The 25,490-nt window shown below is 59.1% G+C and carries 26 protein-coding genes; 15 read left to right on the forward strand and 11 right to left on the reverse strand.

The genetic code is table 11. The features are described 5' to 3' along the window. Nucleotides 1-18: 18 nt before the first annotated feature. The 7 genes from FH08_RS0120900 to FH08_RS0120930 form a co-directional block, all read right to left on the reverse strand. Nucleotides 19-1,395 (reverse strand): aspartate aminotransferase family protein, encoded by a 1,377-nt coding sequence (locus tag FH08_RS0120900; protein WP_031360219.1) that lies wholly within the window; start codon nt 1,393-1,395, stop codon nt 19-21. 70 nt (nt 1,396-1,465) lie between these two features. Then, entirely contained in the window at nt 1,466-2,230 is a 765-nt protein-coding gene (locus FH08_RS0120905) for an ABC transporter ATP-binding protein (protein ID WP_031360220.1), read from the reverse strand. An 11-nt stretch (nt 2,231-2,241) separates the two neighbouring features. Next, nucleotides 2,242-2,967, reverse strand: a complete 726-nt coding sequence (locus FH08_RS0120910) for an ABC transporter permease (RefSeq protein WP_031360221.1) — start codon at nt 2,965-2,967, stop codon at nt 2,242-2,244. Further along, nucleotides 2,967-3,662, reverse strand: coding sequence for an ABC transporter permease (locus FH08_RS0120915; protein WP_031360222.1), 696 nt, complete (start codon nt 3,660-3,662; stop codon nt 2,967-2,969). Before FH08_RS0120915 ends, FH08_RS0120910 begins: the two co-directional genes overlap by 1 nt. A gap of 104 nt (nt 3,663-3,766) precedes the next feature. Further along, a complete protein-coding gene (locus tag FH08_RS0120920) occupies nt 3,767-4,564 on the reverse strand; it encodes an ABC transporter substrate-binding protein (RefSeq protein WP_035566778.1) in 798 nt (265 codons plus the stop codon). 130 nt (nt 4,565-4,694) lie between these two features. Further along, nucleotides 4,695-5,366: a GntR family transcriptional regulator gene (locus tag FH08_RS0120925; protein ID WP_031360224.1), complete on the reverse strand. Its 672-nt coding sequence runs from the start codon at nt 5,364-5,366 to the stop codon at nt 4,695-4,697. Between the two features lie 222 nt (nt 5,367-5,588). Continuing rightward, nucleotides 5,589-6,836, reverse strand: coding sequence for an ROK family transcriptional regulator (locus FH08_RS0120930; protein ID WP_051888395.1), 1,248 nt, complete (start codon nt 6,834-6,836; stop codon nt 5,589-5,591). Nucleotides 6,837-7,002: 166 nt separating this feature from the next. Here FH08_RS0120930 and FH08_RS0120935 point away from each other — a divergent pair, with 166 nt between their 5' ends. The 6 genes from FH08_RS0120935 to FH08_RS0120965 all read left to right on the forward strand — a co-directional run bounded on the left by FH08_RS0120935 (nt 7,003) and on the right by FH08_RS0120965 (nt 13,202). After that, nucleotides 7,003-8,139, forward strand: a complete 1,137-nt coding sequence (locus tag FH08_RS0120935; protein WP_031360226.1) for a Gfo/Idh/MocA family protein — start codon at nt 7,003-7,005, stop codon at nt 8,137-8,139. Between the two features lie 166 nt (nt 8,140-8,305). Then, a complete protein-coding gene (locus tag FH08_RS0120940) occupies nt 8,306-9,343 on the forward strand; it encodes a hydroxyacid dehydrogenase (protein ID WP_031360227.1) in 1,038 nt (345 codons plus the stop codon). Nucleotides 9,344-9,671: 328 nt separating this feature from the next. Beyond that, a complete protein-coding gene (locus FH08_RS0120945) occupies nt 9,672-9,863 on the forward strand; it encodes a hypothetical protein (protein WP_031360228.1) in 192 nt (63 codons plus the stop codon). Between the two features lie 38 nt (nt 9,864-9,901). Then, nucleotides 9,902-10,570: an HAD-IA family hydrolase gene (locus FH08_RS0120950; RefSeq protein WP_035566785.1), complete on the forward strand. Its 669-nt coding sequence runs from the start codon at nt 9,902-9,904 to the stop codon at nt 10,568-10,570. Between the two features lie 742 nt (nt 10,571-11,312). Then, nucleotides 11,313-12,335, forward strand: coding sequence for a BamA/TamA family outer membrane protein (locus tag FH08_RS0120960; RefSeq protein ID WP_235210430.1), 1,023 nt, complete (start codon nt 11,313-11,315; stop codon nt 12,333-12,335). Between the two features lie 45 nt (nt 12,336-12,380). Beyond that, nucleotides 12,381-13,202, forward strand: coding sequence for a MipA/OmpV family protein (locus tag FH08_RS0120965; RefSeq protein ID WP_035566721.1), 822 nt, complete (start codon nt 12,381-12,383; stop codon nt 13,200-13,202). 40 nt (nt 13,203-13,242) lie between these two features. Here FH08_RS0120965 and FH08_RS49555 read toward each other — a convergent pair whose 3' ends face one another. After that, nucleotides 13,243-13,827: a histidine phosphatase family protein gene (locus tag FH08_RS49555; protein ID WP_075583354.1), complete on the reverse strand. Its 585-nt coding sequence runs from the start codon at nt 13,825-13,827 to the stop codon at nt 13,243-13,245. A gap of 152 nt (nt 13,828-13,979) precedes the next feature. Further along, complete coding sequence (locus FH08_RS0120975) at nt 13,980-15,572, reverse strand: Na+/H+ antiporter (protein ID WP_031360233.1); 1,593 nt, start codon at nt 15,570-15,572, stop codon at nt 13,980-13,982. Between the two features lie 217 nt (nt 15,573-15,789). Here FH08_RS0120975 and FH08_RS0120980 point away from each other — a divergent pair, with 217 nt between their 5' ends. The 3 genes from FH08_RS0120980 (at nt 15,790) to FH08_RS0120990 (ending at nt 17,866) form a co-directional block, all read left to right on the forward strand. Then, nucleotides 15,790-16,596: a PhzF family phenazine biosynthesis protein gene (locus FH08_RS0120980; protein ID WP_031360234.1), complete on the forward strand. Its 807-nt coding sequence runs from the start codon at nt 15,790-15,792 to the stop codon at nt 16,594-16,596. Between the two features lie 107 nt (nt 16,597-16,703). Continuing rightward, entirely contained in the window at nt 16,704-17,363 is a 660-nt protein-coding gene (locus tag FH08_RS0120985) for a methyltransferase family protein (RefSeq protein WP_031360235.1), read from the forward strand. 281 nt (nt 17,364-17,644) lie between these two features. Beyond that, nucleotides 17,645-17,866: a hypothetical protein gene (locus FH08_RS0120990; protein ID WP_031360236.1), complete on the forward strand. Its 222-nt coding sequence runs from the start codon at nt 17,645-17,647 to the stop codon at nt 17,864-17,866. Between the two features lie 7 nt (nt 17,867-17,873). On the opposite strand, the gene FH08_RS0120995 is transcribed toward FH08_RS0120990, so the two are convergent. Next, complete coding sequence (locus tag FH08_RS0120995) at nt 17,874-18,476, reverse strand: TetR/AcrR family transcriptional regulator (protein WP_031360237.1); 603 nt, start codon at nt 18,474-18,476, stop codon at nt 17,874-17,876. Between the two features lie 144 nt (nt 18,477-18,620). On the opposite strand from FH08_RS0120995, the gene FH08_RS0121000 reads away from it, so the two are divergent. Beyond that, the gene (locus tag FH08_RS0121000) at nt 18,621-19,397 is read left to right on the forward strand and encodes an SDR family NAD(P)-dependent oxidoreductase (RefSeq protein ID WP_031360238.1); all 777 of its coding nucleotides are present in this window, start codon (nt 18,621-18,623) and stop codon (nt 19,395-19,397) included. Nucleotides 19,398-19,466: 69 nt separating this feature from the next. Here FH08_RS0121000 and andR read toward each other — a convergent pair whose 3' ends face one another. Continuing rightward, complete coding sequence (gene andR, locus FH08_RS0121005) at nt 19,467-20,450, reverse strand: anthranilate 1,2-dioxygenase regulatory protein AndR (protein WP_031360239.1); 984 nt, start codon at nt 20,448-20,450, stop codon at nt 19,467-19,469. A gap of 296 nt (nt 20,451-20,746) precedes the next feature. Between andR and andAc the strand changes: the two genes are divergently transcribed. The 5 genes from andAc to FH08_RS0121030 all read left to right on the forward strand — a co-directional run bounded on the left by andAc (nt 20,747) and on the right by FH08_RS0121030 (nt 25,455). Next, a complete protein-coding gene (gene andAc / locus FH08_RS0121010) occupies nt 20,747-21,988 on the forward strand; it encodes an anthranilate 1,2-dioxygenase large subunit AndAc (RefSeq protein WP_031360240.1) in 1,242 nt (413 codons plus the stop codon). Nucleotides 21,989-22,006: 18 nt separating this feature from the next. Beyond that, a complete protein-coding gene (gene andAd, locus FH08_RS0121015; RefSeq protein ID WP_031360241.1) occupies nt 22,007-22,480 on the forward strand; it encodes an anthranilate 1,2-dioxygenase small subunit AndAd in 474 nt (157 codons plus the stop codon). An 11-nt stretch (nt 22,481-22,491) separates the two neighbouring features. Then, entirely contained in the window at nt 22,492-22,815 is a 324-nt protein-coding gene (gene andAb, locus FH08_RS0121020; RefSeq protein ID WP_031360242.1) for an anthranilate 1,2-dioxygenase ferredoxin subunit AndAb, read from the forward strand. Then, entirely contained in the window at nt 22,805-24,025 is a 1,221-nt protein-coding gene (gene andAa / locus FH08_RS0121025; protein WP_031360243.1) for an anthranilate 1,2-dioxygenase system ferredoxin--NAD(+) reductase, read from the forward strand. Before andAb ends, andAa begins: the two co-directional genes overlap by 11 nt. Before the next feature lie 179 nt (nt 24,026-24,204). Further along, complete coding sequence (locus FH08_RS0121030; protein WP_031360244.1) at nt 24,205-25,455, forward strand: NAD(P)/FAD-dependent oxidoreductase; 1,251 nt, start codon at nt 24,205-24,207, stop codon at nt 25,453-25,455. Nucleotides 25,456-25,490: the final 35 nt, after the last annotated feature.

A 25,490-nucleotide genomic window follows, 5' to 3' on the forward strand; every position in this document is an offset into this window, starting at 1 on the left:
CATGTTCTCCTTTCAGATTCAGGCGCGCTTTGATTTGCGCCATTCCAGCGTGTCGTCAAGCGCTCGCTGCGTGCCATCGAAAAGTTCGTCTATCTCCGCGCGGGTAATGATGAGCGGTGGACAGAAGTTGACGGTGTCGCCCAACGCACGCGTGATTACGCCATGCTTGAGAGCGCAGTTGCCCGCGTAGGAGGCGACGCCTTCGCTCGGCGCGAACGATTCTTTTGTCTCTTTGTTCGCAACGACTTCGAGCGCGGCGATCAATCCCGACCCGCGCGCTTCGCCAACAAGCGGATGCTGACCCAACTCGGCTACGCGCCGCTCGAAGTGCGGAATCACTTCGCGGACGTGGTCGAGAATCCGGTCGTCCTCATAGATTTTTAGCGTCTCCAGCGCCACGGCTGCACACACCGGGTGTCCGCTGTAAGTGAACCCATGTCCAAACGTGCCAATTTTTTCGCTTTCACGGACCATGGCTTCGTATATCTCGTTGCTGACCATCAGCGCGGAGATGGGGAGATAACCTGCCGACAATTGCTTGGCCAGCGTAATCATGTCCGGACGCATGCCGAACGTCTGCGAACCAAACATATTTCCGGTGCGTCCGAATCCGCAGATGACCTCATCGGCGACCAGCAGGATGTCGTGACGTTTGAGAACCGCCTGGATTTTCTCCATATAGGTTGCGGGCGGCACGATGACACCACCCGACGCCATGACGGGCTCCGCGAAGAACGCCGCAATGGTGTCCGCGCCTTCCGCCAGGATGAGTTGCTCCAGCGATTCGGCGCATCTAGTGGCGAACGCCTCTTCCGTCTCGCCGGGCAGACCGAAACGATAAAAATGAGGGCACACCGTGTGCAGGATGCGGTCAATCGGCAGGTCGAAATCACGGTGATTATTCGGTAGCCCGGTCAAGCTGGCCGATGCAATGGTGACGCCGTGGTACGCACGCGTGCGCGATATGATTTTCTTCTTCTGCGGGCGTCCCAGCGCGTTGTTGTAATACCAGATCAGTTTGATCGCGGTGTCATTGGCTTCGGAGCCCGAGTTGGCAAAAAAGACCTTGGACATGGGCACCGGCGCCATGTCGATGAGTTTCTCCGCTAGTCTGATAGACGGTTCGGAGGACTTATGACCAAAGGCGTGATAAAACGGCAGCTTGCGCATTTGTCTGTCGGCGGCGTCGGCCAGGCGTGACTCACTGAACCCGAGCGACGCGCAGAAGAGGCCTCCCAACCCTTCTATATAGCGATTTCCCTCTGTGTCATAAACGTAGACACCTTCGCCCCGGTCTATAACCATGGGCCCTACTTCGCGGTGTGCGCTGAGATTGGTGTACGGGTGAAGATAATGCTTGATATCGCTTTGCTGCAGTGTTTGAGTGTCTTGCATCTGTTGCCTCGTCTCGTTGTTTTTGCGCTTCAGCATGTGCCTTGGCGCTATTGCTTGCGGCACATCGGTCTTACTTCATTGCGCCGCAAAGGAATCGCTGCAAACGCTCGCTTTTGGGCGCTTTGAAAACGTCCTTTGGATGACCTTCCTCCTCCACCACACCTTGATGGAGAAAGACGACGTGATTCGATACTTCGCGTGCGAACCCCATCTCATGAGTCACGACAATCATCGTTCGTCCCTCCTCTGCCAGGTCGCGCATGACCTTGAGAACGTCGCCCACCAGCTCCGGGTCGAGCGCCGAGGTGGGTTCGTCAAAGAGCAGCGCTTCCGGTTCCATCGCAAGCGCGCGGGCGATGGCAACGCGTTGCTGCTGGCCTCCTGATAAATGCGCAGGATAAGCGTTGGCGAATTTGGTCAAGCCAACTTGGTCAAGGTAACGCTCAGCGCGTTCCGTTGCCTCCTGCCTGGACAATTTCAGTACGTGACGGGGCGCTTCGACAATGTTCTCCATGACCGTCATATGCGCCCAGAGGTTGAAGTGCTGAAATACCATTGCCAGCTTTGTCCGCATCTTCTGCAGTTGAGCCTGGTTTGAAACGCGAATCTGTCCGTCGCGGTCGGTGGATGTCTTCACTTCATCGCCGTTCAGGCAGATGCGGCCCGACGATGGCGCCTCGAGAAAGTTGATGCATCGCAATAGCGTGCTCTTCCCGGACCCCGACGACCCGATCATGCTGATGACGTCACCGGGCCTGGCCTTCAACGAGACGCCTTTGAGAACCTGGTTGTTGCCGTACTGCTTGTGGAGATTCTCCACGCTCAATCCATTCATGGTTGTTCTCTTCAGGAAGCTGCCGGGACGGCCACTCGATGCGGACGCAGGTGAGCAAGGTATTTGCGCTCGGTCATTCGAATCAGGAAAGCGAGAATGGTTGTCAGCCCGAAATAGACGGTTCCGGCCGCGATGAACGCTTCGAACGGCGCGTAGTAGTTCGCGTAAAAATCTCGCGCGGCACCGGTCAGGTCGACAATGGTCACGGCACTGACAATCGACGTGCCGTGCAGCATCAGAATGACTTCGTTGCTGTAGGCCGGAATGAATCGTCGCAACGCCGACGGCAACAGGATGCGGCGCCACGCAGTTAGCCGGCTCATGCCATAGGCCTGTGCCGCTTCAATCTCGCCGAACGGTGTGGACCGCAATGCGCCTGCCAGGATTTCGGTTGTATAAGCACAGGTGTTTGCTGTGAGCGCGAAGAGCGCGCAATAGAAAGGGTCGCGAAATAGCAGCAAGACCGGATTTCCTCTCTGCCACGCAGCCTGTAGCCACTCAAACTGACCAAACCCGTAATACACAATCATCAACTGCGCCAGCAGCGGCGTCCCGCGTATGAACCACGTGTAAGCGGCTACCGGCCCGCACACCGCGCGCCTGGGCGAGACACGCAAAATTGCAAGGGGAATGGCAAGGAGCAGGCCAAGCGCCAGCGAGATCAGGGTGAGCTGAATGGTTATCCACAGTCCACTTGCATACGCTGGAAACGCCTGTATGAGTTCCTGATAGCTCATTACTGCAGTCTCCCTTCTCTAACGCCTTTCGAATAGCGAGTTCGGGCGCGAGAGAGGCATGCCGTTGACCCTGTTGTAAGCGCCAGGTACAGCGCACACGCGGCCAGATAGAACGTCATGGGGGCCTGGGTAGTCCGCCCGGCCTGATCGGCGACAAACATCACGTCATGCAGGCCAATGAGCGAGGCAATAGCCGTCGTCTTGAGCAGGACAAGCCAGTTGTTGACGGCCGCTGGCAACGCGAGCCGCATCATTTGAGGGAACAGGATTCGACGAAATGCGAGCCATGGCGAGAAGCCGTACGCTTGCGCCGCTTCCATCTGACCGCGAGGCACCCCCAGCATCGCACCGCGGAACGTCTCGGTGTAATACGCGCCGAAAATGAAACCAATCGTGAGAACGGCAGTGACGAATGCATTCACGTCGGGGGCATGAAAACCGAGGGCCGCCGCGATATGATTGATCAGGATCTGTCCGCCGTAGAAAACGAGCAACATCATCACGAATTCGGGTACGCCGCGTATCAGCGTGGTGTAAGCGGTCGCCGTCGATACCAGCATGCGTGACCCTGACTGCTTGGCGAGCGCGCCGGCCAGTCCAAGGCAAACGGATAAAAGCACCGAGAGCACGGCGAGGAGAAGCGTTACCCGAGCGCCTCGCAGAAGCGCAGGGAAGTATTCATGCAGTTCCGACATCACGCACCTTCAATGAGGTACCCTAAGGCAGACAGAATACGGTCCTGCGACGGCGAGCCGAAGCGCACCGCCGCTTAACCGTGACAGGGGTGGCTTGGCCTCCATCAGTACACGTCGAAGTTGAAATACTTCTTCTCGATCGACTGATAAACGCCGTTGGCACGGATCGCGTCAATAGCCTGGTCGAGCTGCTGCTTCAGGTCGTCGTCCGACTTGCGCACCGGAATGCCGTAGCCCTCGCCGAGAAGCGTCTTCTGCTCTGGCGTTGTGCCGAGGATAGGTTCCCCGATGAATTTGAAATTCCCGCCTTCCGGTTTGTTCAGGAAGCTGGTGAAGGCTTGGGTCGAATCCTGCAGCGCGGCGTCTATTCGTCCCGAGCGCAGATCCAGATAGACCTCGTCCTGCGTGGCATAACGAACGATCTGCACGCCGTCGGGTACCCAATACGCACTCGCATACTTGTCACCCAGCGTTCCGCGTTGAACGCCAACGCGCTTGCCCTTCAATTCAGCCGGAGTGGCATCCTTGATCGGGCTCGACTTCGAAACAACAAGCCGCCTGGGCGAGTTGTAGTATTTGTTCGTGAAAGCGACTTTCTGCTTTCGCTCGGCGGTGATGGCAACAGAGGCCACGATCGCATCAATCTTTTCGGCCTGAAGGGCGGGGATGAGGCCATCCCAACTTACCTGGACAAGCGTGCAGTTCGCATGCATCTGCGTGCACAAGGCGTGGATCATGTCGATGTCGAACCCCACAGGCGTGCCGTCCGGCTGTATAGAGGAAAACGGCGGATAAGCTCCCTCAAAACCAATGCGGATATCCTTCCATTCTTTTGCGTGAGCCATTGTTGCGCCTAGCGAGAGCGCCAGGAGGACGGCAAAACGTCTGATTCGAAGTGTCATAGCGTAGTAGTGGTAAAAGTTGTTGAGAAACTCATTCCAGAAAACACGGCTAGTCAGTCCCATTGACGAATGATGCCTATAGGACAACTTATTGTCTGACTAAAAAATCGTTATCTATGATGGTTTTCTGCTATTTTTCGGCTGTCATCCAGTTGCGTAGCGCTGGCACCGTTGCTTCAATATGTTCGCGAATCGTTGCTTCGAGGTCCGACGCGTTCCCCTGCCTGATGGCAGCGACAATGGTCATGTGGTCGTCACGGGAGGTCATTGGCTTCTCAGCAAGCTCGAGCCACAGCCGCATGTGAGGCTCGACCACGGCATGCAGGGCGGCAATTTGTGCGATGAGTCTCCTTCGGCCGCACAGTTGACAAAGGTATTCATGGAAATTGCGATGCGCCGTGACCCATTCGGGCACGTCGTTTTCGTTACGCTCCATGACATCGACAAGCCGGGTGAGCTCGGCGACATGTGAGGAGCCAATGCGTGGCAGGGCCAAACGCCCGGCTAGTCCTTCGAGGACCGCTCGCATGCTGAAAACTTCCTCCATCTCAACGGCATCGAGGCCGCGCACGATTGCGCCCCGGTTGGGCCGGATAGTCAGCAGTCCTTCACTGGCCAGTCGTCGGAACGCTTCTCGTACGGGCATGCGGCTGGTGTTGATTTCTGCTGCAATGTCTTCAGGAATAAGCCGGTCGCCTGCCTTGTACGCGCCCATGCGGATGCGAAAGAGGATGAATGCGTAGGCTTCTTCCTCCGCCGTAGTAGGCACCGCGGAGTGATAGGGCTGAACGTGAGTTTCCATGTATTCCAAATGGAGCGATGACGAAAAGGGGTGGCGTCAGTCTGCTTGAAAAAGGTAAAGCGTAATATTCGTAAGAGTGGATACACGTATTCGTTGATGCAATATACCGCGCCAAAATAGCTGGCAAATAATTGTTAACCCGGAGAAGGGGCAGGCGTGGTCTAAGAGTGGAGGACGGGAGGGAACATCATCGTCAAGCGAGTAGACGCAACGAGATTGCGACTAAATGGAGCCTGGAACTGAATGCAGGATTGAAGCAATTCCCTTCGATGACAGCGCGCGTTCAATCCCAAGAACTGCCCCTCCGATTGCACCGGCATACTGATTGAGCGCGGTGTTTTCAATGAGCAAGCTTCTGGTCGCAAGCGGCAATGCCCGCCTATAGACAACTGCGCGAACACCCGCAAGCAAGTCGTCGCTGATTCTCGCCATCCGGCCGCCGAGGACAATCGCGGCCGGGTTGTACATGTGGACCTGCATCGCGATGACTTCGCCTATTTCAGCAGCCGCGGCGCGAATGAGCCTGACGGCCTGATGGTCACCCGAGCGAACCAGCCGCACCAGATCATCCACATTTTTGGCTCCCGCCTCGGGCAACGCCTGCAGGTTTGCAAGCACAGCGTTAGTCGAAGCCACCGCTTCAACACAGCCAATATTTCCGCAACGGCAAATGACATCGTCGCGCCCGGGCACCCTGATATGTCCGATGTCGCCCGCCGCGCCGTCGGCGCCTCTGTGCAACATGCCGTCGGACGTGATGATCCCGCAGCCTATCCCGGTCGACACCTTGGCGAACAGCAGGGGCGATTGATGAGCAGGCCGGGTACGGGCCTCGCCCAACGCCATGAGGTTGACATCGTTGTCCACGAGCACAGGGCTCTTGAGGCGAGATTGCAGGTACTCGGACACCTGGAATCCGTCCCATCCCGGCATGATGGGTGGCCTCACGCAAACGCCACGACTGAAGTCCACGGGGCTCGGCAGACCGACTACCACGCTGCGAACTGATTGATCGAGAAGCCGATGCTCCCGCAACAATTGCTGGAACTGGTCGACGATCGAATCGAGGACGATCTCGGGTCCAAGTGCAACATCGATGCTGAAGACTCTCTCCGCCAGCCGCCTTTGAGCCAGGTCAGAGATGACGAGCCGTCCATGCGTCGCTCCCATGTCGGCCACCAGAATCAGCCCGGCGCGGGAATTGAGCACGAGCATCGTACCGGGCCGTCCTCGGGCGGAAGCACTTTGCGTTTGCTCTTTCACGAGGTCGCAATCAATCAACGGCTGGATCAATTGCGACACGGTGGAGCGAGCGAATCCCGTGTTACGTGCCAGGTCGGCGCGGCTGATCCCCTGAGACGAAGCGATCAGCCTTGCGAGCTTGCTCTGAACTTCAAACTCTTCAAGCCGGAAAGCCCGGTCGAAAGTGGCGAGGCGAGAAGGGGTAGGCAGATGGATTGGCGTATTCATGACGAGGCCTGGGTCTTTCGAGCTTACTTAATCCGTCCGCAAGCCACAAGCGTGATTGTAAGGACGATAGGCAAAGTATTTATGTCGGGAATCGAATTAAATAATACAAAATATCGGGCCAAGCCGGGTCTCGGTAATGTCCAGTCAACCAAATGGAGTTTAAAAAATGGCTGAGACACTCGGTGTGGCGATCGTCGGCGCAGGGATGATGGGCGCGGTTCATTCCAGGGCAAGCCGGCTTGCCGGCGCGACGTTGAAGGGCATAGCAGCGTCGAACCCGCAGAGCGCTAAAGCGGCCGCGGCTCGTCTCGCTTACCTAGGCATGGAGCGCGCCTATTCGAACGCCGACGAGGCAATCGCCGACCCCGCCGTCGACGTCATCCATATCTGCACGCCTAATTCCACGCATTACCCGATCGCTCTGGCAGCGCTGGCCGCCGGCAAGCATGTGGTGTGCGAAAAGCCCCTTGCAACTAGTCTGGCCGATGCTAAAGCGCTCGCGTTGGCCGCGCAATCAGCGGGGCGCGTTGCGGCGGTCCCGTTCGTTTACCGCTATCACCCGATGGTGCGGGAGGCGCGTTCGCTCGTGCAGGACGGCACCGTAGGGGCGCTTCAACTGATTCACGGCAGCTATCTGCAGGACTGGCTGCTCGGGCGCGACGACACGAACTGGCGAGTGGACGCCGCACTCGGCGGCCCGTCGCGCGCGTTCGCAGACATCGGATCGCACTGGTGCGACCTGATCGAATGGATCAGCGGAGAGCGATTCGAGGCTGTGGTCGCAACACTCCAGACAACCACGCCCGACCGTCCGACCGGCACGGTCGAGACGTTTTCGACTCCTGCTCCGGGCGCATCTTTGGAAAGGCAGGCGGTGACGACCGAGGACGTTGCCGGCGCATTGTTGCGGACCAGGAACGGCGTGCTGACAACGCTCACCGTGAGCCAGGTCTCGGCCGGCCGCAAGAACCGGTTGTGGTTCGAACTCGATGGCGCCCGCGCGAGCGTTGTGTTCGATCAGGAGGAGCCGGAACGGCTGTGGCTGGGTGAACGGGATTCGACCCGGCTACTGGTGCGCGATCCCTCACGCGGCAGCGCTGAACAACGACGCCTCGCCACGCTGCCGGCCGGCCATGCCCAGGGCTATGCGCAATGCTTCGAAGCATTTGTCGCCGATACCTATGCGGTGATTCGTGGTGAAGCGCGTGAAGGCTTGCCGACGTTCGAAGACGGGTATCGCTCGGCACAGATCATCGACGCGGTGCTTCGTTCATCGAAAGCGCGGGCATGGGAACAGATCTAGTTGCAGTTCACGTTGCTCATTTGTTGGTTATCTATTAAAAAACCCGCCTTAGGCGGAACTACAGGAGACGAAAATGAAGGTTCAAAAGTTGCTCAAGTCGACTACCGGCATCGCGGCACTGGCCTTGACGCTGACGAGCTTCCAATAGTCGTTCCCCGGAGTACCCATGACTCAAGCCGTAGAACAAATCCGTCTGTTCATCGCACCTGCGCCGCGTACTGTTGCTGACATTTTCAGCACGGCCGATCTTGATCGGATCCGGGCGCTTGGGCAAGTGTTCATCCATGAAGACGGTCCCGTAACCGATGAGATATTCGAGCAGTACGCGGCTGATGCTCACATCATGGTGGGTCAGTTCGACATGCCGGCCGAGCGGCTGACGCGTGCAGCCAACCTGCGGGCAATCGTCAATGTAGAAGGGAATTTTCTTCCCAACGTGGACTACGCTCAGTGCTTCAGGCAAGGCATTCGCGTCCTGAACGTGAGCCCGGTCTTTGCTGAACCCGTTGCCGAGGCGGCGCTGGGCATGGCGATCGATCTTGCCCGCGGGATCAGCCAGGCGGACAGGCGGTTTCGGCGCGGCACCGAGCAATATGGGCTCGATGCGAACCGGGACGCGTTCTCGCTGTATGACGCGCCGGTGGGGTTCATCGGCATGGGCGACCTGGGGCGCGCGATTCTGCCGCTCGTAGCGCCGTTTCGCGGCGTGGTGAGGGCGTTCGACCCCTGGTTGCCTCCGGCCTATATCGAATCGCTCGGATGTGAGCCTGCATCGCTCGATACGGTGTTGCGCGAGTCGCAGATCGTATTCGTGGTGGCCGGCGTCACGTCGGAAAATCAGGGTTTCCTCACGCGTGAAGAATTTGCAATCATGCGCAAGGGCGCAGCTTTTATACTCGTGAGCCGTGCCGGTGTCGTGGATTTCGATGCGATGCTCGACGCGGCCGCAGCGGGTCTCATCCGGGTTGCTACGGATGTCTTCCCTGAAGAGCCGCTCGCGCCAGGTCATCGGGCGCGATTAGTCGACAACGTCCTGCTTTCGCCTCACCAGGCCGGCGCGCTTGACACGGTATTGAGGGACATAGGCAGAATTGCTCTGGCCGATATTGAGTTGATTGCGCGCGGTTTGCCGCCAGTGATGTGCAAGATCGCGCAGCCGGAAACGGTCGGCCTGATGCGCAGCAAGCCGGTGGCAAAGAGTTAAACGACGCTGAGTCACATATCGCACTTCGCCGGTATTTCCGACACGCATCGTGCGCTTAAATGGATTGAATATCGCGGGTGGATGACGCTGTCGATGCGTCAAGGCCCCCTTGAACTGACCTTTCGTTCCTGCAATCGGCGGGAGGCTGACGATCATTCGGCATGAGATCGTTGAGCTGGCGTATATCCACGATGCCTGACGGGACGTGTGTCGGACTCGAGCGAATGCGCAATGGCGAACCCTCTGCGGCGAATGGACTTTTCCGACATGAGACGGCGGCAGGACCTGAATAGCGCCCGAATTCGATTTACCGGAAGGCAAGCGTACCTTGCGCAGGCGCTTCCCGGTTACCCCGGACGCGAGGTATGCTCATGGCACGCCGCTTGAAGTGTTCAACGCGCCTGAACTGCCGTACTTCGAGATCGAGTCACATGGGCCTTTGGTCGTTTTGCAGCCCGGCGAATCGATCACGCTTAGTGTGGAAGAGGCCGTGGCCAGCGACGCTGCTCAACTTCCTTGAAATGATTGCCCGATTACTCACACGGTCCGCTGCCGCTCATGCTGCTTACTCAAGTCGAATTTCGCGTATCGTGTCTTCTGTTCGACATGGATGGAACCTTGCTCAATTCACATGCGCCCGTGATCCGCGCGTACACGGACTGGTCGCTTAGGCGAGGGCTTGATCCTGAGATGGTCCTGCGCGAATGTCAGGGCCGTCGCGTGATAGACACCGTTCGCGCGTTGGCTCCGCCCGGAACGGATATTGAAGCCGACGCAGCGGCGTTAAGACAGGTCGAGCTCGATGACGTGGAAGGCATTGTGGAAATCCCCGGCGCTCGAGATCTACTGGCGTCAATCCCCGAAGATCGTTGGGCCGTGGTCACGTCGGCGGAACGCCCTCTTGCACTAAGGCGGCTCAAAGCAGCTGGATTGCCCATACCCAAGGTCTTGTTCACCTCCGATGAAATCGCACGCGGAAAACCTGCGCCCGATGGCTTCATCGTGGCCGCGAAAGCATTAGGCGCTGCTCCCGAGCGCGCTGTCGTATTCGAGGACTCGGCGGCCGGAATTGCAGCGGGACTGGCTGCCGGATCGCTGGTTATCGCCATCACTTCAACTTTACCCGTGGCTCGGATTGATGCCTTGGGTCCACGAGGCTATCTTCACGATCTTCGAGGCGTACACGTCTCGGATGACAACGGGGAGATGCGTCTTCGGGTGGCCTGAGTGGTGCAGCAGGTTGACTGAAGTTATCGACTAGCGCGGGTCTCATGTGCGCAACGGCATGAGCGTTCCGGTCCGTGACACGACCGGCGCTCGCTGGAATATATCCGGTGTGCAATCGAGCACCGCGATCTCAATCACCCTCACTTCATCCGTGATTTGGCAGGAAGCAATTAGTCAAATCAACGCTCGACCGCTCCCGTGTTCGTCTGATTTGTCGCTAACCAGCGTGTTGGTTTGGGGGCGTTAGTCGCGCCTTTGTCGATGATTGCATTCCCTTTACGTTTCTGATATCGGTCGAGCGAATAGGCCGAATAAGCCGAGCTCGGTCGTGAGCGTAGGGATTTGCAAAAAGCGCATCTTCAAAGTTCGCTCTGGCTGGCACACGAAAGAAAACGCCGCACCGTGGAGACACGGTTTTCATTTCAATCGATCCATATTCGAATCGCGGGGCCGGTACGGTTCGATTGACTGAATTATCAGGGAATGCCGACACGCCTTTTCGGTGCTCAAACGCGTAACGAAGCTTTGAAGCTTCAGCGCCTGACCATGTGCCTTCGCTTGTGAGCGATAAATCAAACCTTGCATGACGGGATTAGTATTGATGAAATTATGCAAGCGAGACTTAAGCGCTGTACTTGAATTGCGACGAAGGATAGGGCCGTTACTAGGCTGCGTCGTTCTCACTGTTTCATTCACCGGTGTTGCGTCTGCCGAGGGCAAATTCACAGACACGGAAGACGGCATGTTCGACTTGAGCGATATGTTGCTGTCGCATCGCGGAGTGTTGCCGGTACCTACTATTGTCACGGAACCTGCGGTGGGTTACGGGCTCGGTCTCGGCCTGCTTTACTTCACCATGCCCAAGCATGATGCCGATGCGCCTCAGAGCGAGGTCAAAAGCTCAGCGCCTCCCAACATCACCGGTTTGGGTGGCTTTGCGACAGGTACCCATAGCTGGGGTGTAGGACTGATGCACTTTCACACGTGGGACGACGACCGGATTCGCTATCTTGGCATCGTGGGAAAGATCGACCTGCATTTGAATTACTACGGGGCGGACGGCGGATCGCACGCGTATCAGCTCAGTGGCGTGGCCGTTGTTCAGCAGCTCTTGTTCCGCTTGGGCAATAGTCCATGGTACGTAGGCCCGCGCTACACGTTCCTGGATTCGAACACGCGGTTCGGGCCCATTCTTCCAAACGGACTGCTTGATTTCAAGAATGAACAACGCGTCGCCAAAGGCGGCGTGGTCGTTGACTACGATACCCGCGACAACTTCTTTTTCCCGGGCAAGGGAACCTATGCCGAGTTGGAAGCGGAAATCGCGAGAGGCGGGCTAGGCAGTACTTCAAACTTTCAGATGGAGACGGCAAAGGGTTATCACTGGATCCCGCTCGCTCCATCATGGGTCCTCGGTATGCGCGCCGACACCGGATTTTCTCAAGGCGATATCCCGTTCTTTGCACAGCCTTATGTCTCGTTACGCGGCGTGTCGGACGCGAAGTATCAGGACCGCAATCAACTGACGGGCGAACTCGAGCTCAGGTGGAACGTGGCGCCGCGTTGGTATGTGCTCGGTTTTGGCGGTGCGGGCAAAGCGTACGGCAACCTTCACTCGCTGTCAGATGCACCAACGGCTTATGGATTCGGAACCGGCTTTCGTTATCTGATTGCCCGCAAGCTGGGTCTGACGATGGGTATCGACGTTGCGCGCGGCCCCGGCCAAAACGCATTTTATGTTCAGGTCGGGAGTGCGTGGCGCTAAGACCTGAACCTGAATTCGAGGCGCTCCTATTTCACCGGCCGGCTAATGAAAAACCACTCGATTCAAGCAAGCCTGCGCGTTGTTTTGCTGGCGACATGCTTCCTCATCGCTCAGGGCAGCCGGGCGTCGTCCGTCGATCTCCCCGGCGAGATTCCCAGCATGGTCGGCGCAGGGGTCGGGTCCACAACAGACTACACGGGGGCCAAGGACCGCTTTGTCGGCGTTGCCCCAGGAATACGCTATGTGACCGATGGCGGCCGGTTGTTCGAGCTATATGGGCCCTATGCCCAATTCGATTTTGGCGGCCTGACAGGGCTGCAATATGGTCCATCCGTGGAGCTGCGCCTGGGACGGAGTCATGTTGACGATCCGGTGGTTTCGCAGGTCCATGACGTGCACACGACCGTGGAAGCGGGTGGCTTTATAGGATACGAGTACGATAATCAGGGCGCTTTCCCGTATCGCCTGCGGGGGTCCGTGACGGTCGTGACCAACGCGGGCATTGTGTATCCCGGAGCACGGGTATCGATGAACGGCAGTCTGTGGTTTCCCGTGCGACAACGCATCTTCGTGGGCACCGGAGTCGGCGCGAGCTGGGTGAGCCAGGGATTCAATCAGGTGTACTACGGCGTTACAGAGGAGGACTCGGCGCGCAGCGGCCTGCCTGCCTTCAGTCCTTCCGGCGGACTTGAGCAGATGACCGGGTGGCTTGCCGCGATCTACCGGATCGACAAACACTGGTTCAGCGGAGCAATGATTTACTACCAGCGGCTAACAGGCTCAGCGTCCGACAGTCCGATCGTCACGCAGCGCGGAAACCGGAATCAAGTCACTTACGGCGTTGGGGTCGCCTACGCGTTCAAGTGACTTAGCGGACTGCTCGCATGTCGGCGTGCGGCACCGGAAGCTAAAACCTTCCTTCAATGATTTCGCAATTTGACGGCATGTCCACGCATCGAGCGGCGTCATCCATACTGATTTCGTTCAGGATGACTCGCACCGCCTGAAGGGTCCAGCCGTGTGTGACGACCAGCACGGTCTGGGGGCTGCTCAGCTTCAGGTCAGCGATCAGCGATTGAACGCGCGAGAGCATTCCCGTGAAGGGTTCGCCGTCCGGCGCGGCGGTAGTCGCCGGCGCGTGGGCAATGAATCGCTGAAATTCATCGCCTGACTTTCCTTCAAATTCGGCGCCGACCCGGTTTTCGTTCGCTAGCCGATTAACCACTTGCGGTACCTTCAGTACCTCGTTGGCTAACCACGCGGTCTGGCGCGCACGCAGAAATTCCGAGGTCACGATAAGCTCGATTTTCTCGTCCTTCAGGCGCTCGCCCAAGGCCCTGGCCTGCGCTTCGCCTTTCTCTGTCAGATAAAAGCCGGTACGGGGATTACTGTTGCAAACACCGCGAACGTTGCATGGATATTCGCCGTGTCGCGCGAAGATGATGCGTTTGGATGCGGTGCTGGGCTCGGACAACCAGTGTGTTTCGGACATGTAGTGAAGAGGGGACAAGGAACGTGGGACCGATTGTACCAATCAGAACGTGCCTTAAGCTTGGCCGCCCTGGTGACGCGGGACTGGATAAACGCAGCATCCTTCACGGCGTGCACGTGCTGACAAGCGCCGCGGACTAGCACTGAACACTATCAGCCACGTCCATGCCGCGCAGACACCTCTTGCAAGTCGAGGTCATGCTCGAGAACGTGCAGCATCTCATCGTGAATGGCGCCTGAGCGATGCATACGGAGCAACTCCTTGCGCCCGGCGGCAACGGCCGCCAGGATGACATCGAAATGAGTGGTACGTTCCTCATGCGGGAAGTCTGTCCGGTCACCGTATGCTTTGGTGATTGTTGCCCGGTAGGTGTATTGCTCGAGCAACCGGGGATGAATCACCTTGCCCTCGCTGTCGTGTACAAGCGGCTCGATAGCGGCGAGTTGCGCCGCCTCCAGTCTCGCCCATGCTTGCGGCTCGGTCAGATGTTGAGCGCTGGAATCCGGACTGCGATCAGGGTTGATCCATTGGATGAGAAGGCCAATGGTGGTTCCTTGCAGCAACACGGTCACCAGGATGACGGCAAACGACGCGACAAGGATCAAATCCCTCCCGGGCATGGTCTCTGGAAGCGACAGCGCAACCGCGAGGGTGACCACGCCGCGCATGCCGGCCCAGCTTGTTATGGTTGCCGTTCGCCAATCAAGCGCCACGTTCCCGCGGTCGCGGCCAGTCAAGCGCCGCCATGACGTGTTGAAAAACTCGGTAGCGAAGACCCACACGAAGCGCGACAGGACCACTGCGCCGAGCACGGCGGCAACCGCTGGCGCGAGCGTGAAAAGTGCATCACCGGCGCCGCCGGACCGGGCGATGACACCTCGAAGAGACAGCCCGATCAGAATGAATACGAGCGCTTCGAGAAGGAAGACAACGACCTGCCAGAATGCCATGCCGCGCATGCGAACGGTAGCGCTCAAGACTTCGTGTTGATACCAGCCGAACGTCAGGCCGGCCGTGACTGTCGCGATCACGCCCGAGACACCGAGCATTTCGCCAGCAATGTAGCTTATCCATGCGGTCAATACGCTGGTGGTGATGATGAGATAGTCGTCATCAAGGCAGCGGACGATCTGCACGATCAAATAACCTACAACGCCACCGACCACCACGCCACCCAGGCCGAGGAAGGCGAAGCTCGCCGCAGCATGTCCCATGCTGAACGTCCCGGTCAGCGCCGCTGCAACGGCGAAGCGAACCAGGACGAGGCCGGCGGCGTCGTTGAGCAGGCTCTCTCCCTCGAGGAGAACCATCAGCTTGCGCGGCAACGCGAGGCGTTCGAGCACGGCCTTGGCTGCAACGGCATCGGGCGGCGACACAATGGCGCCGAGCGCGAAGCAGACAGCCCAAGGCAGTCCGGGCACAACCAGATGGGTGACCACCCCGACGGCAAGCGTCGTGAACGCAACGGCGCCAATGGCGAGCAGCAGGATGCCGCCGAGATTGCGCTTGAGTTCTTCCCACACGGAGAAGTAGGCGCCGTCCATGAGGAGTGGAGGCAGGAATACGACAATCACCAGGTCCGGGTCCAGGTGAACCGGCGGCAGGCCTGGCACGAATGCCATGGCAATGCCACCTATCAGCAGCGCGGCGGCGGGGGGCAACTTGAGACGCTTGGCTAGCAACTGCAAGCCGATCATCACGATTAGCGAGAGCAGAACGAGCTTGAATGCGGAGACGGAGGACATGGATTTGCCTTCGGAGCGTCGGTCGGCGAAGCTTACCCGACGGCGGCATTTCGCCGGAATTCAGATGTGCAGCGGATACCACGCGAGGTCTTCGCTTGGGCTAGTGACCCGCAGAAATGGCCTTTCCTTTCGCGATGTCCGCTTGGGACCGTGTTGTGCTTGGCTTTGACCGGACCATGACCGTACTATGACGACAATTGCTAACCCAGGTGATTAAATGAACATCGAACGGTATAGATGCTTTGGAGCAACAGCGCTGAGTGGCAACGATGCGGTGGTCGTCTCCGGTCCCGAACTTTCAGGCTGGTCGCTTGAGGACCGGCAACAATTCACTATCGACGAACATGCTCACGCGTGTGTTTTTGTAGATGCGGATGGTCCGGCAAGCGGCCAACTCACGCTGGATTTTTATTACCCGCATGCACGGAGCCCTTTGTGTCTGCATGCGTCGCTAGCGGCCGCCGACCATATCTGGAAGACAGGGCAGCACGGTGGTGTTTTGCTGCTGAAGTCGAGCATGAAAAAGCAACCGCTGGCGTTCGATCGAGCAGGCGACAATATCTTTGTGTCGGTCGATATACAGCAGGCAGATTTCCCCGATGTTTCCATTTCCGACGTAGCAAAGTTATTTCGCTGTGACCCGGGCGTGCTTGCATCGTCTCCCGATGTAGCCTCCGTAGGCAGTCCCAAGCTTCTCGTGGAAGTAGCTAGCGAAGATGTCCTGTATTCCCTGCGCCCGGATCTGGAGGGCATCACAGAATGGGGGCGAACGAATGGCGTCAATGGTTGCTTCGCCTATACGCGCATGGGCGCAAGTCCGAACCAGTACGCCGGCCGCAACTTCAATCATCTCGATGCGACGCTGGAAGACGCTGCGACCGGTGTCGCCGCTGGGGCACTGAGTGTCAGGTTGAATGCGGATATAACGGTGTATCAAGGGCAGAATCTGGATAACCCGTGCGTGATTCGCGCCTCTCGCACAGAAGGGAAGATAAGGGTGGGTGGCCGCGTAACAACGGCGTGACGCGGCAAGCTTGCGGCAGAGCAGTGTCTGGCCAAAGATATTCAATCCAGTCGGGCCATCGACCGATGTCCTAAACTGAAAAGAGCGCTCAACCAAGCGAGACTGCCATGATGCCTACACCCAAGCTCGCCTTCGCCTCCGTGTCGGGGGTTTTGCTCTATCTCGGACTTGCGGTGCTTGGATGGGGTGGCTTCACTGCGTTCTTCTCGCATCGGGCGCTGAGCGTCGTGGCTATTGTCACGCTGCTGTTGTCGGTCGTGACGATCTTCAGTCGCGTCAACCTGAGTTCGGGTGAGCGTGAGGACCGTGGTAACCGATGGGTTATCGCAGCCTTGATAATACTTGGACTGCTGCAAGCGTATCTGCCGGCTTACACGGACCGCAAGGAATTCTGGACATTCGACGGCGACAGCCTCCGCTGGCTTGGCGTGGTCTTGTTCATCGTCGGCGGCGTGCTGCGGATATGGCCAGTTTTTGTGCTTGGCCATCGGTTCAGCGGGTTGGTTGCCATTCAGCCCGGCCATACACTGGTCACGACCGGCATGTACGGTGTCATCCGGCATCCCAGCTATCTGGGTCTGCTCGTCAATTCACTGGGCTGGGCTTTCGCGTTTCGTTCAGGAGTCGGCGTATTGCTCATGCTGCTGACCATCCCGCCGCTCGTCGCGCGCATCCGTTCTGAAGAAACGCTGCTGCACACGCAGTTCGGGGCCGAATACGATGCCTATCGCGCCCGTACGTCGAGATTGATTCCGGGACTTTACTAAGCCCTGCAGATGAAAGCGACGTTGGCGTAAGCTGCGTCAAGTTATCTGACGGCCGGCATGCGCTTCCTTACCCGCTGAAAGACTTGAGGCCGGTTCGGTTGACCGGGCAATTGCAACAGGAAGTTTCTGCCGGCAGCGGATACGCCCCGTTCGGGCGCTTGCTCATTGCGAGAATGTAACTGTGTAATGCCGTGAAAAATGACTGTAGCGTGAATGTCGACTTGGCTCTCTAGGATGCATGAACGCAAACCGTTGCGATTCATTCATGCAAGGAGATTCCCATGCTCAGCCCTCACGAGTTGTCGACACTGCTGCTGATCCAACACTCGCCGTCGCAAGTGGAACCTCAATGTTCCGACGTGGCGAGTCTCGAGCACGAGCACCTCGTCAGCATTGATGCGAGCACGAATGGTCGGGCTACGCCGCGCCTGACTTCACAAGGCTCCGAATTACTGCAGCAATTGCATCGCTTCTGCACCCGTGAGTTTGCCGAGAACCACTGAATCTGCCTTAACACGCGCCGCCGTTCGCCACAGGTTCATTGCCGTCCTGCGTCATGACGAGTGCATGCGCCGCGGTGAGAATCGACAGCGCCAGTTCGTGATCATCTACCGCACGCGCCAAAGTGATTGCTCCCACGATAGTGGCCGCGACCCCCAGCCCCAGCGTTTCGCCTCCGCTCCCCGCCGCTTGCGTCAACTGATCTGCAAGCCGCCGCAAGTGCGTGGTGTAGAGCGCTTTCACGTCCGCCGTTGCGTGCACCGCATCGCCAGCGAGTGCGCAAAGCGCGCATCCGGTGCCGGGATTATCCGCGTGAGCGGGGTGCAGGTAAGCATCGGCGATTGCTTCGAACGGTGTCTTTGAATGTTCCGCCGCATCGGCCGCGCGCGACATCACGCGTGCCTCGCCCCGCGTCATTGCCTGTTCCAGCGCAGCGACGATCAACGCATCGCGCGATGAAAAATGTCCGTAGAACGCGCCGTGCGTCAGCCCGGCGCTGCGCATGCAGTCGGCCACGCCCAGCGCCTCCAGCCCATGTTCGCGGATCTGCCGCGCGGCCGTATCCAGCACACGCTGCCTGCTTTCCGCCTTCTGCACTTGTGAAAAGCCCATCGCAATCCTCGCTTGACAATCTGCATGACGAGGATAATACTGAATTTGTGGATTATGTTCAACATTCAGATTGATGGCGCATTGTAGTAGCCGATGCAATCTTTCAGCCGCGACCGGGCGGCGACCAGCACAGGAGAAGGACTCATGCGATTCAGTAATAAAACTGCCCTGATTACGGGCGGAAACAGCGGTATCGGTTTTGCGACAGCGAAGTTGTTGATTGCCGAAGGGGCGCGCGTGGCGATCACGGGGCGCGACCGTGCGAAGCTCGACGAGGCGGTCTCCGAGCTGGGCGCAAACGCGCTCGGCATTCAGGCGGATCTGGACGATCCCACAGCAATCGATTCGGTGATCAAGCAAGTCGGCGACGCTTACGGTTCGCTTGATATCGTGTTTGCCAACGCGGGAATTTCAGGGCCAACGCCATTGGGCGGTACTACCGCTGCTGCGTTCGAGGCCATCCTGCGCACCAACGTGACCGCGGTCTTCCTGACGGTTCAGGCAGCGCTGCCGTTGATGTCGGCGGGGGGATCGATCGTGCTGAATGGTTCGGTCATGCGCGAGCTTGGCCGGGCGGGTACGGCGGCGTATTCGGCGTCCAAGGCCGGCATTACCGGCATGGCGAAAGTGTTCGCCGGCGAGCTGGTGCAACGCGGCATTCGCGTGAACACGGTGATCCCCGGCGGCACCCGTACGCCGATCTGGACGCGCGGTGCACGGGCGGGCGCCACGATCGACGGCACGGAAGAAGCGTTGTCGTCGGCTATTCCAATGGGACGCTTCGCGGCCGCCGAAGAAGTCGCGGCGGCGGTTGCGTTCCTTGCGTCGGATGGTGCGTCCGGAATCACGGCGGCCGAGATAGTGGTCGACGGCGGCACGATCGGCGCGCCATGGGGCGCACCAGCGCTTCGCGCAAGTTAAGCTCGCCTCACCCCTGGCGCGACGCGCGCATGGGCGTGGTAGCCCATATGACGAACGCAGCGGGCACGCTTACCGTCCCCGCAGCGTTTCCGATGGCGATTCGCCGAACATCGCCTTGTAGACCATCGCGAAACGCCCGAGATGCGCGAAGCCGCAATCGAGGGCGATCTCAGCGACCCTCACATCCAACGGCGCTGCGCGCAACGCATCGCGTGCGCGTTCCAGCCGCAGTTGCCGCACATATTGCATGGGACTTACGCCACGAAACTGCTGGAAGCCGTCGCGCAACGTGCGAGCCGAGACGCCGACGGCGTTGGCAATATCGAGTAATTCCAGCGGCTCCCGGCAATTAGCTTCGATGAACGCCTCCGCGCGCTTCACGAAGCCGGGCGACACCAGCGAACGCTTCGAAGCGAGGGTCGACGCTATTTCATTGCCCACATGACCCGTGGCAAACAGATCGATCAGCAAACCTTCGAGTTGCGTCGCGACACGCGGGTTACTGCGCGCACTCGCAAGCAATTCGGGCGAACTCGCGACCAGTTGCAATTGCTGCATCCATCCGCGCAAATGCGCGCTGCCCACCGGCACCAGCGCGGCAAAATCCGGCGCGGCAAAATTCGATTTAACCAACCCCGCCTGCGCGTTCAGCGCCATGGGATCGATCCGCAGCACAAACTGCTCGCAGCCAGGCGAGAGCAGCGCGTCGAACGCCTGTCCGGGCGCACATAAAACGCCCTGGTTACGGTTCACCTGCATGGAACGTCCCATCGTGCGGACTTCCGCGTCGCCGGTCACGCAAAACATCAGAAGGTAATAACCGTCCACCGACTTGACGTTCACGCGCATGGCGTCGCCGAAAGCGATCGTGCCGAGACCCAGCCCCCCAAGCTTGACGAAATCCATGTGCGAGCGGCCGCGGCCCGTGCCTGAGGGCACGAGCGCGTGCGGCTGCATCACACGCGAGATCAGCTCGCGGGTTTCATCAAGGTCAGTCGATTCGAATAATCGATAGCCCCGCAACGCGTCAGCGCGAAAGGCGGCTTGAGACATGGACGGTACCGGTCAGTGAAAACAATCACGACGAAAGCTAAGGCAGATAGTAAGTCAGTTCGCAGTTCTGCCCGAGGCCCGTGCCGCCCAACACCCTTCGTCCCGCGAAAACCTGCCGGAAGTGGATAGCGGGGCTTGGCGCGCAGCCGTTATCGGATAGACCCGCTATTTTGGCGCACCAAAAATCGCATCACACCAACCCCACCAAAGGAGAAACAGCCTTGGAAACGAATGCGACATGCGCCCCCGACGCGCCCGATGCACCGGATGCAAGGGCCGAATTCCCGCTTCGCCCGATGAACCCGCTCGACTCCGACGCAGTGACTTTTCCGCGTGATGACGGCTCGCGCGTGCCCTACAAGGTCTTCAGCTCGCAGGCGGTCTACGAGCGCGAGCAGGAGCGGATCTACCGCGGACCGACCTGGAATTTCGTGGCGCTGGAAGCCGAAATCCTGAATCCGGGCGATTTCAAAAGCACCTTCGTCGGCGACACGCCCGTCGTCGTCACACGCAACGACGACGGCTCGCTGGCGGCGTGGGTGAACCGCTGCGCGCATCGCGGGGCGTCTGTCTGCAGGAAGTCCCGCGGCAACGCAAGCTCGCACACGTGCGTGTACCACCAGTGGAGTTTCGACAAGAGTGGCAACTTGCTGGGCGTGCCGTTCCGGCGCGGCCAGAAAGGCATGACCGGCATGCCCGCCGACTTCGATCCGAAGAACCACAGCTTGAGAAAGCTTCGGGTGGAGAGTTATCGCGGACTGGTGTTCGCGAGTTTCAGCGAAACGGTTGGTCCCTTGCCTGAGTATCTCGGCGCGGAAATGCGGCCGTGGATCGATCGGATCTTTCACAAGCCGATTGAATATCTCGGCTGCACGCGGCAATTCTCAAGGTCGAACTGGAAGCTTTATTTCGAGAACGTGAAGGACCCGTATCACGCGAGCATGCTGCACCTGTTCCATACGACGTTCAACATTTTCCGCGTCGGCATGAAGGCGCGTTCCATACCCGATGCAACGCATGGACTGCACAGCATCATTACGGTGACGAAGACCGGCGAGGACACATCGGCCGCGTACAAGCAGCAGAACATTCGCTCCTTCGACGAAGGTTTCACGCTTGAAGATGACTCCATCCTCGGCCTGATCTCCGAATACGAAGAAGACACGACCAATCATATCCAGCCGATCTTCCCGCAACTCGTGATCCAGCAGATTCACAACACGCTGGTTGCACGGCAGTTGCTGCCTAAAGGTCCCAACAGCTTCGAGTTGATTTTCCACTTCTTCGGATATACCGACGACACGCCGGAAATGCGCGAGTTGCGCATCAAGCAGGCGAACCTGGTGGGACCTGCAGGCTATATCTCGATGGAAGACACGGAAGCCACCGAACTGGTTCAGCGCGGCACGATCCGCGACGCCGGCGCAACGTCGGTGATCGAAATGTCGCGCGGCAATCCGGACCAGCAGGACACGGTCATCACCGAAAGCCTGATCCGCAAGTTCTGGGTTGGCTACCAGAAGCTGATGGGTTATTGAACGTCGAGGAAAGAGATCATGGAAGCAATGAAGCTGTGGTTCGAACTGCACATGCTGCAGGACCAGTACATCAACAACCTCGACAACGATCGGCTCGAAGCGTGGCCGACGCTGTTCACCGAGGACTGTCTCTACGAGATCGTGCCGAAAGAAAACGCCGACATGGGCCTCCCGATCGGCATCATCTATTGCACCAACCAGAAGATGCTGCGCGACCGCGTGGTGTCCCTGCGCAATGCCAATATCTTCGAGGAACACAGCTACCGGCACATGACGTCGGGGCTCTGCGTGATGGCCGAGAAGGACGGCGTGATCGAGACGGAAAGCAATTACGTGGTGATCCAGACGCGCACCGATGGTGAATCGAATGTGTATCAGGCGGGCAAGTACTACGACAAGGTCGTGCGTACCGACGCAGGTTTGCGTTACCAGTCCAAGCGGGTGATCTATGACACCTCGCGTGTGCAGACCCTGCTCGCCACACCGATCTGAAGGAGATAAGAATGAACCAGTTGGCTCAAGCCTGGTTTCCAGTCGGCGCACTCGATGACTTCGAAGAAGGTGAACCGGTCGCGGTTGTTGCGGGTAACAAACCCATCGCGGTTTTCCGTTTAGGAGAAGAAATTTTCGCGCTGCACGATCTTTGTACGCATGGCCACGCGCGTCTCTCGGAGGGGTTCGTGGAGAATGGTTGTGTCGAATGTCCGCTGCATCAAGGGCTCGTGGACATTCGTACGGGCGCGCCGCAGTGCGCGCCTATCGTGGAAGCGGTCCGCACGTATCCGGTTCGCATCAACGAGGGCAGCGTCGAGATCCATGTCGAATGAAGCCTATGTAATTGTCGGCGCGGGGCATGCCGCGCGGCGTGCCGCCGAAACGCTTCGGTTGAAGGCGCCGGAGAGCCGCATCCTGATGATCGGCGAGGAAGCGGAACTGCCTTACGACCGGCCGGTGTTATCGAAGGATGCATTGCTTGGAATCGAAGGCGAGCAACGTGCTTTTATCCGCGATGCGCACTGGTACGCGCAGCAGCGTATCGAGATGCGGCTGGGCGTGCGGGTGAGCGCGATCGATCGCGAACAGCGGTGCGTGGTTCTCAGCGATGGCGCGCGGATCGGCTATGAGCGTTTGCTGATCGCGACCGGGTCCCGCGTGCGGCGTTTCAGCGGACCGGTCGAGGAGGGCGTGGCGCTGCATTACGTTCGTACCATCGCCGATGCCCGTGCGCTGCGCGAAGCGCTCGCGCCGGGCGCTCGGGTCGCCGTGCTGGGAGGTGGGTTCATCGGGCTGGAAGTGGCGGCGTCGGCGGTATCGCGTGGCTGCTCGGTGACGGTGATCGAGCCCGCGAGCCGCTTGTTGCAGCGATCGATGCCGGCTGAAGTCGGAGCGTTCATGCTCGGGTTGCATCGGCGTCATGGCGTGGATATGCAGCTCGACACCACGCCGCTTGCCATCGACAAGACGCCCACCGGCTCTCTCGTCAAGACCGATCGCGGCGACGTGCCGGCAGAAGTGGTGGTGATCGGCATAGGCGTCGTGCCTAACGTGGAGCTTGCCGTATCAGCGGGATTGCTCGTCGATAACGGCATTGTGGTGGACCAACACTGTCGAACAGCAGATCCGCTGATCTTCGCGGCAGGCGAAGTGACGAGTCATTTCAACGCGCTGCTGGGACGGCATGTGCGCGTGGAGTCGTGGCAAGTGGCGGAGAACCAGCCTGCCGTGGCAGCCGCGAACATGCTTGGCGGCGAGGAACATTACGCCGAGATGCCGTGGCTTTGGTCTGATCAATATGATTGCAATGTGCAGACGCTGGGCGTTTTTGCGGCGCATCAATCGGTCTTCAGGCGCGACGACTCGAAAGGAGACGCGTTCTGCATGCTGGCGCTTGGCGTGGACGACAGACTCGAGGCTGCGGTGACGGTGAACTGCGGCCGGGAAATGGCGGTGTGCCGACGGTTGATGGCTGCAGGAAAAGTATTGGACCACGCCCGTCTCACCGATCCGGATACGCCGCTTAAAGCCTTGCTCAAATAGAGGTTTGTCTTGACCGGAGGCGGTGCCTAAGTCGAAACGAAAGCTTATTCGGAAAGCTTGAGAAGCGCGCGGGTATGATCTACGTCTGGAAGTTTCTGGGGCGGCGAACAAGCAGTGGCGGATACCCGTCCACCGCTCAACGCCGCGGACAAACTGGACGTAGAGGAGAGATTTAACGCATGAAGTTCGACACAGTCGTGCTGGGCGCGGGCATCGTGGGTGTATCGATCGCCATTCATTTGCAAAAGCGTGGCCGCTCGGTCGCGCTGGTGGACCGAAAGCATCCCGGACTCGAAACCTCGTTCGGTAACGCGGGGCTGTTACAGCGCGAAGGTGTCTATCCCTACGCGCTTCCCCGCGACATCGGCACGCTGATGCATTACGCGCGCAACTCGTCCATCGACGTTCATTACCACCGCGATGCATTGCCCGCGCTCGCGCCCTTCCTCTGGGCATACTGGCGCAATTCCGAACCCGCGCGCCATGCCGCCATCGCGCGCCAGTACGCCACGCTGATCGAACATTGCGTGACCGAGCACGAGATCCTCGCGCAGGCAGCCGGCGTTGAGTCGTTGTTGCGGCCAACGGGTTGGATCAAGGTCTTCCACAGCGCGGCGGCTCAGGATGGCGAGCTGCGCGATGCCGAGCGTTGGCATCGCGAGTTTGGCGTGCACTACAAGCTCCTCGATCCGGCGAAGTTGCAACTTACCGAACCGCATCTCGACCGCTCGCTAGTGGGTGGCTTGCATTACACAGATGCAGTGTCGGTCACCGATCCGGGCGCGTTGGTCGCGGGATATGCGGCGTACTTCGAGCGCTTGGGCGGCCGCTTCCTGACGGGCGATGCGACCTCGCTGGAAGCCGAGGGCGACGGTTGGCGCGTGATGACGCAGGAAGGTTCGGTCAGTGCATCGTCGGCGGTGATTGCGTTGGGGCCTTGGGCGAAAGACGTCACAACGGCACTGGGCTACCGGCTGCCGCTGGCGGTCAAGCGCGGTTACCACATGCACTACGCACCACAACCCGGGACTGTGCTGAATCATCCGGTGCTGGACGTGGATAATGGTTTCCTGCTTGCGCCAATGGCACGCGGCATACGGCTTACAACGGGCGTTGAGCTGGCCGATCGCGATGCGCCGAAGACGCCCGTGCAACTGATGCGCGCTGAGCCCTTGGCACGTACGCTGTTCCCGCTAGGCGAGCGGGTAGACGACGAACCGTGGATGGGCCGGCGTCCGTGTACCCCCGACATGATGCCGATCATTGGCCCCGCCCCGCGTCACAAGACCATGTGGTTCGCGTTCGGACACGCGCATCACGGACTGACACTCGGCGCGGTTACCGGGCGGCTGATCGCGTCCATGATGACGGGGGAGGATCCGTTCGTCGATGTCACGCCGTTCAGGGCCGACCGCTTTGAATCGGTTTGAGGGCGGCAAAGGGGGACGTAAGGCGTGACCTGCTC

This window comes from Caballeronia sordidicola (assembly GCF_000729995.1).
GTDB lineage: Bacteria > Pseudomonadota > Gammaproteobacteria > Burkholderiales > Burkholderiaceae > Caballeronia > Caballeronia sordidicola_A.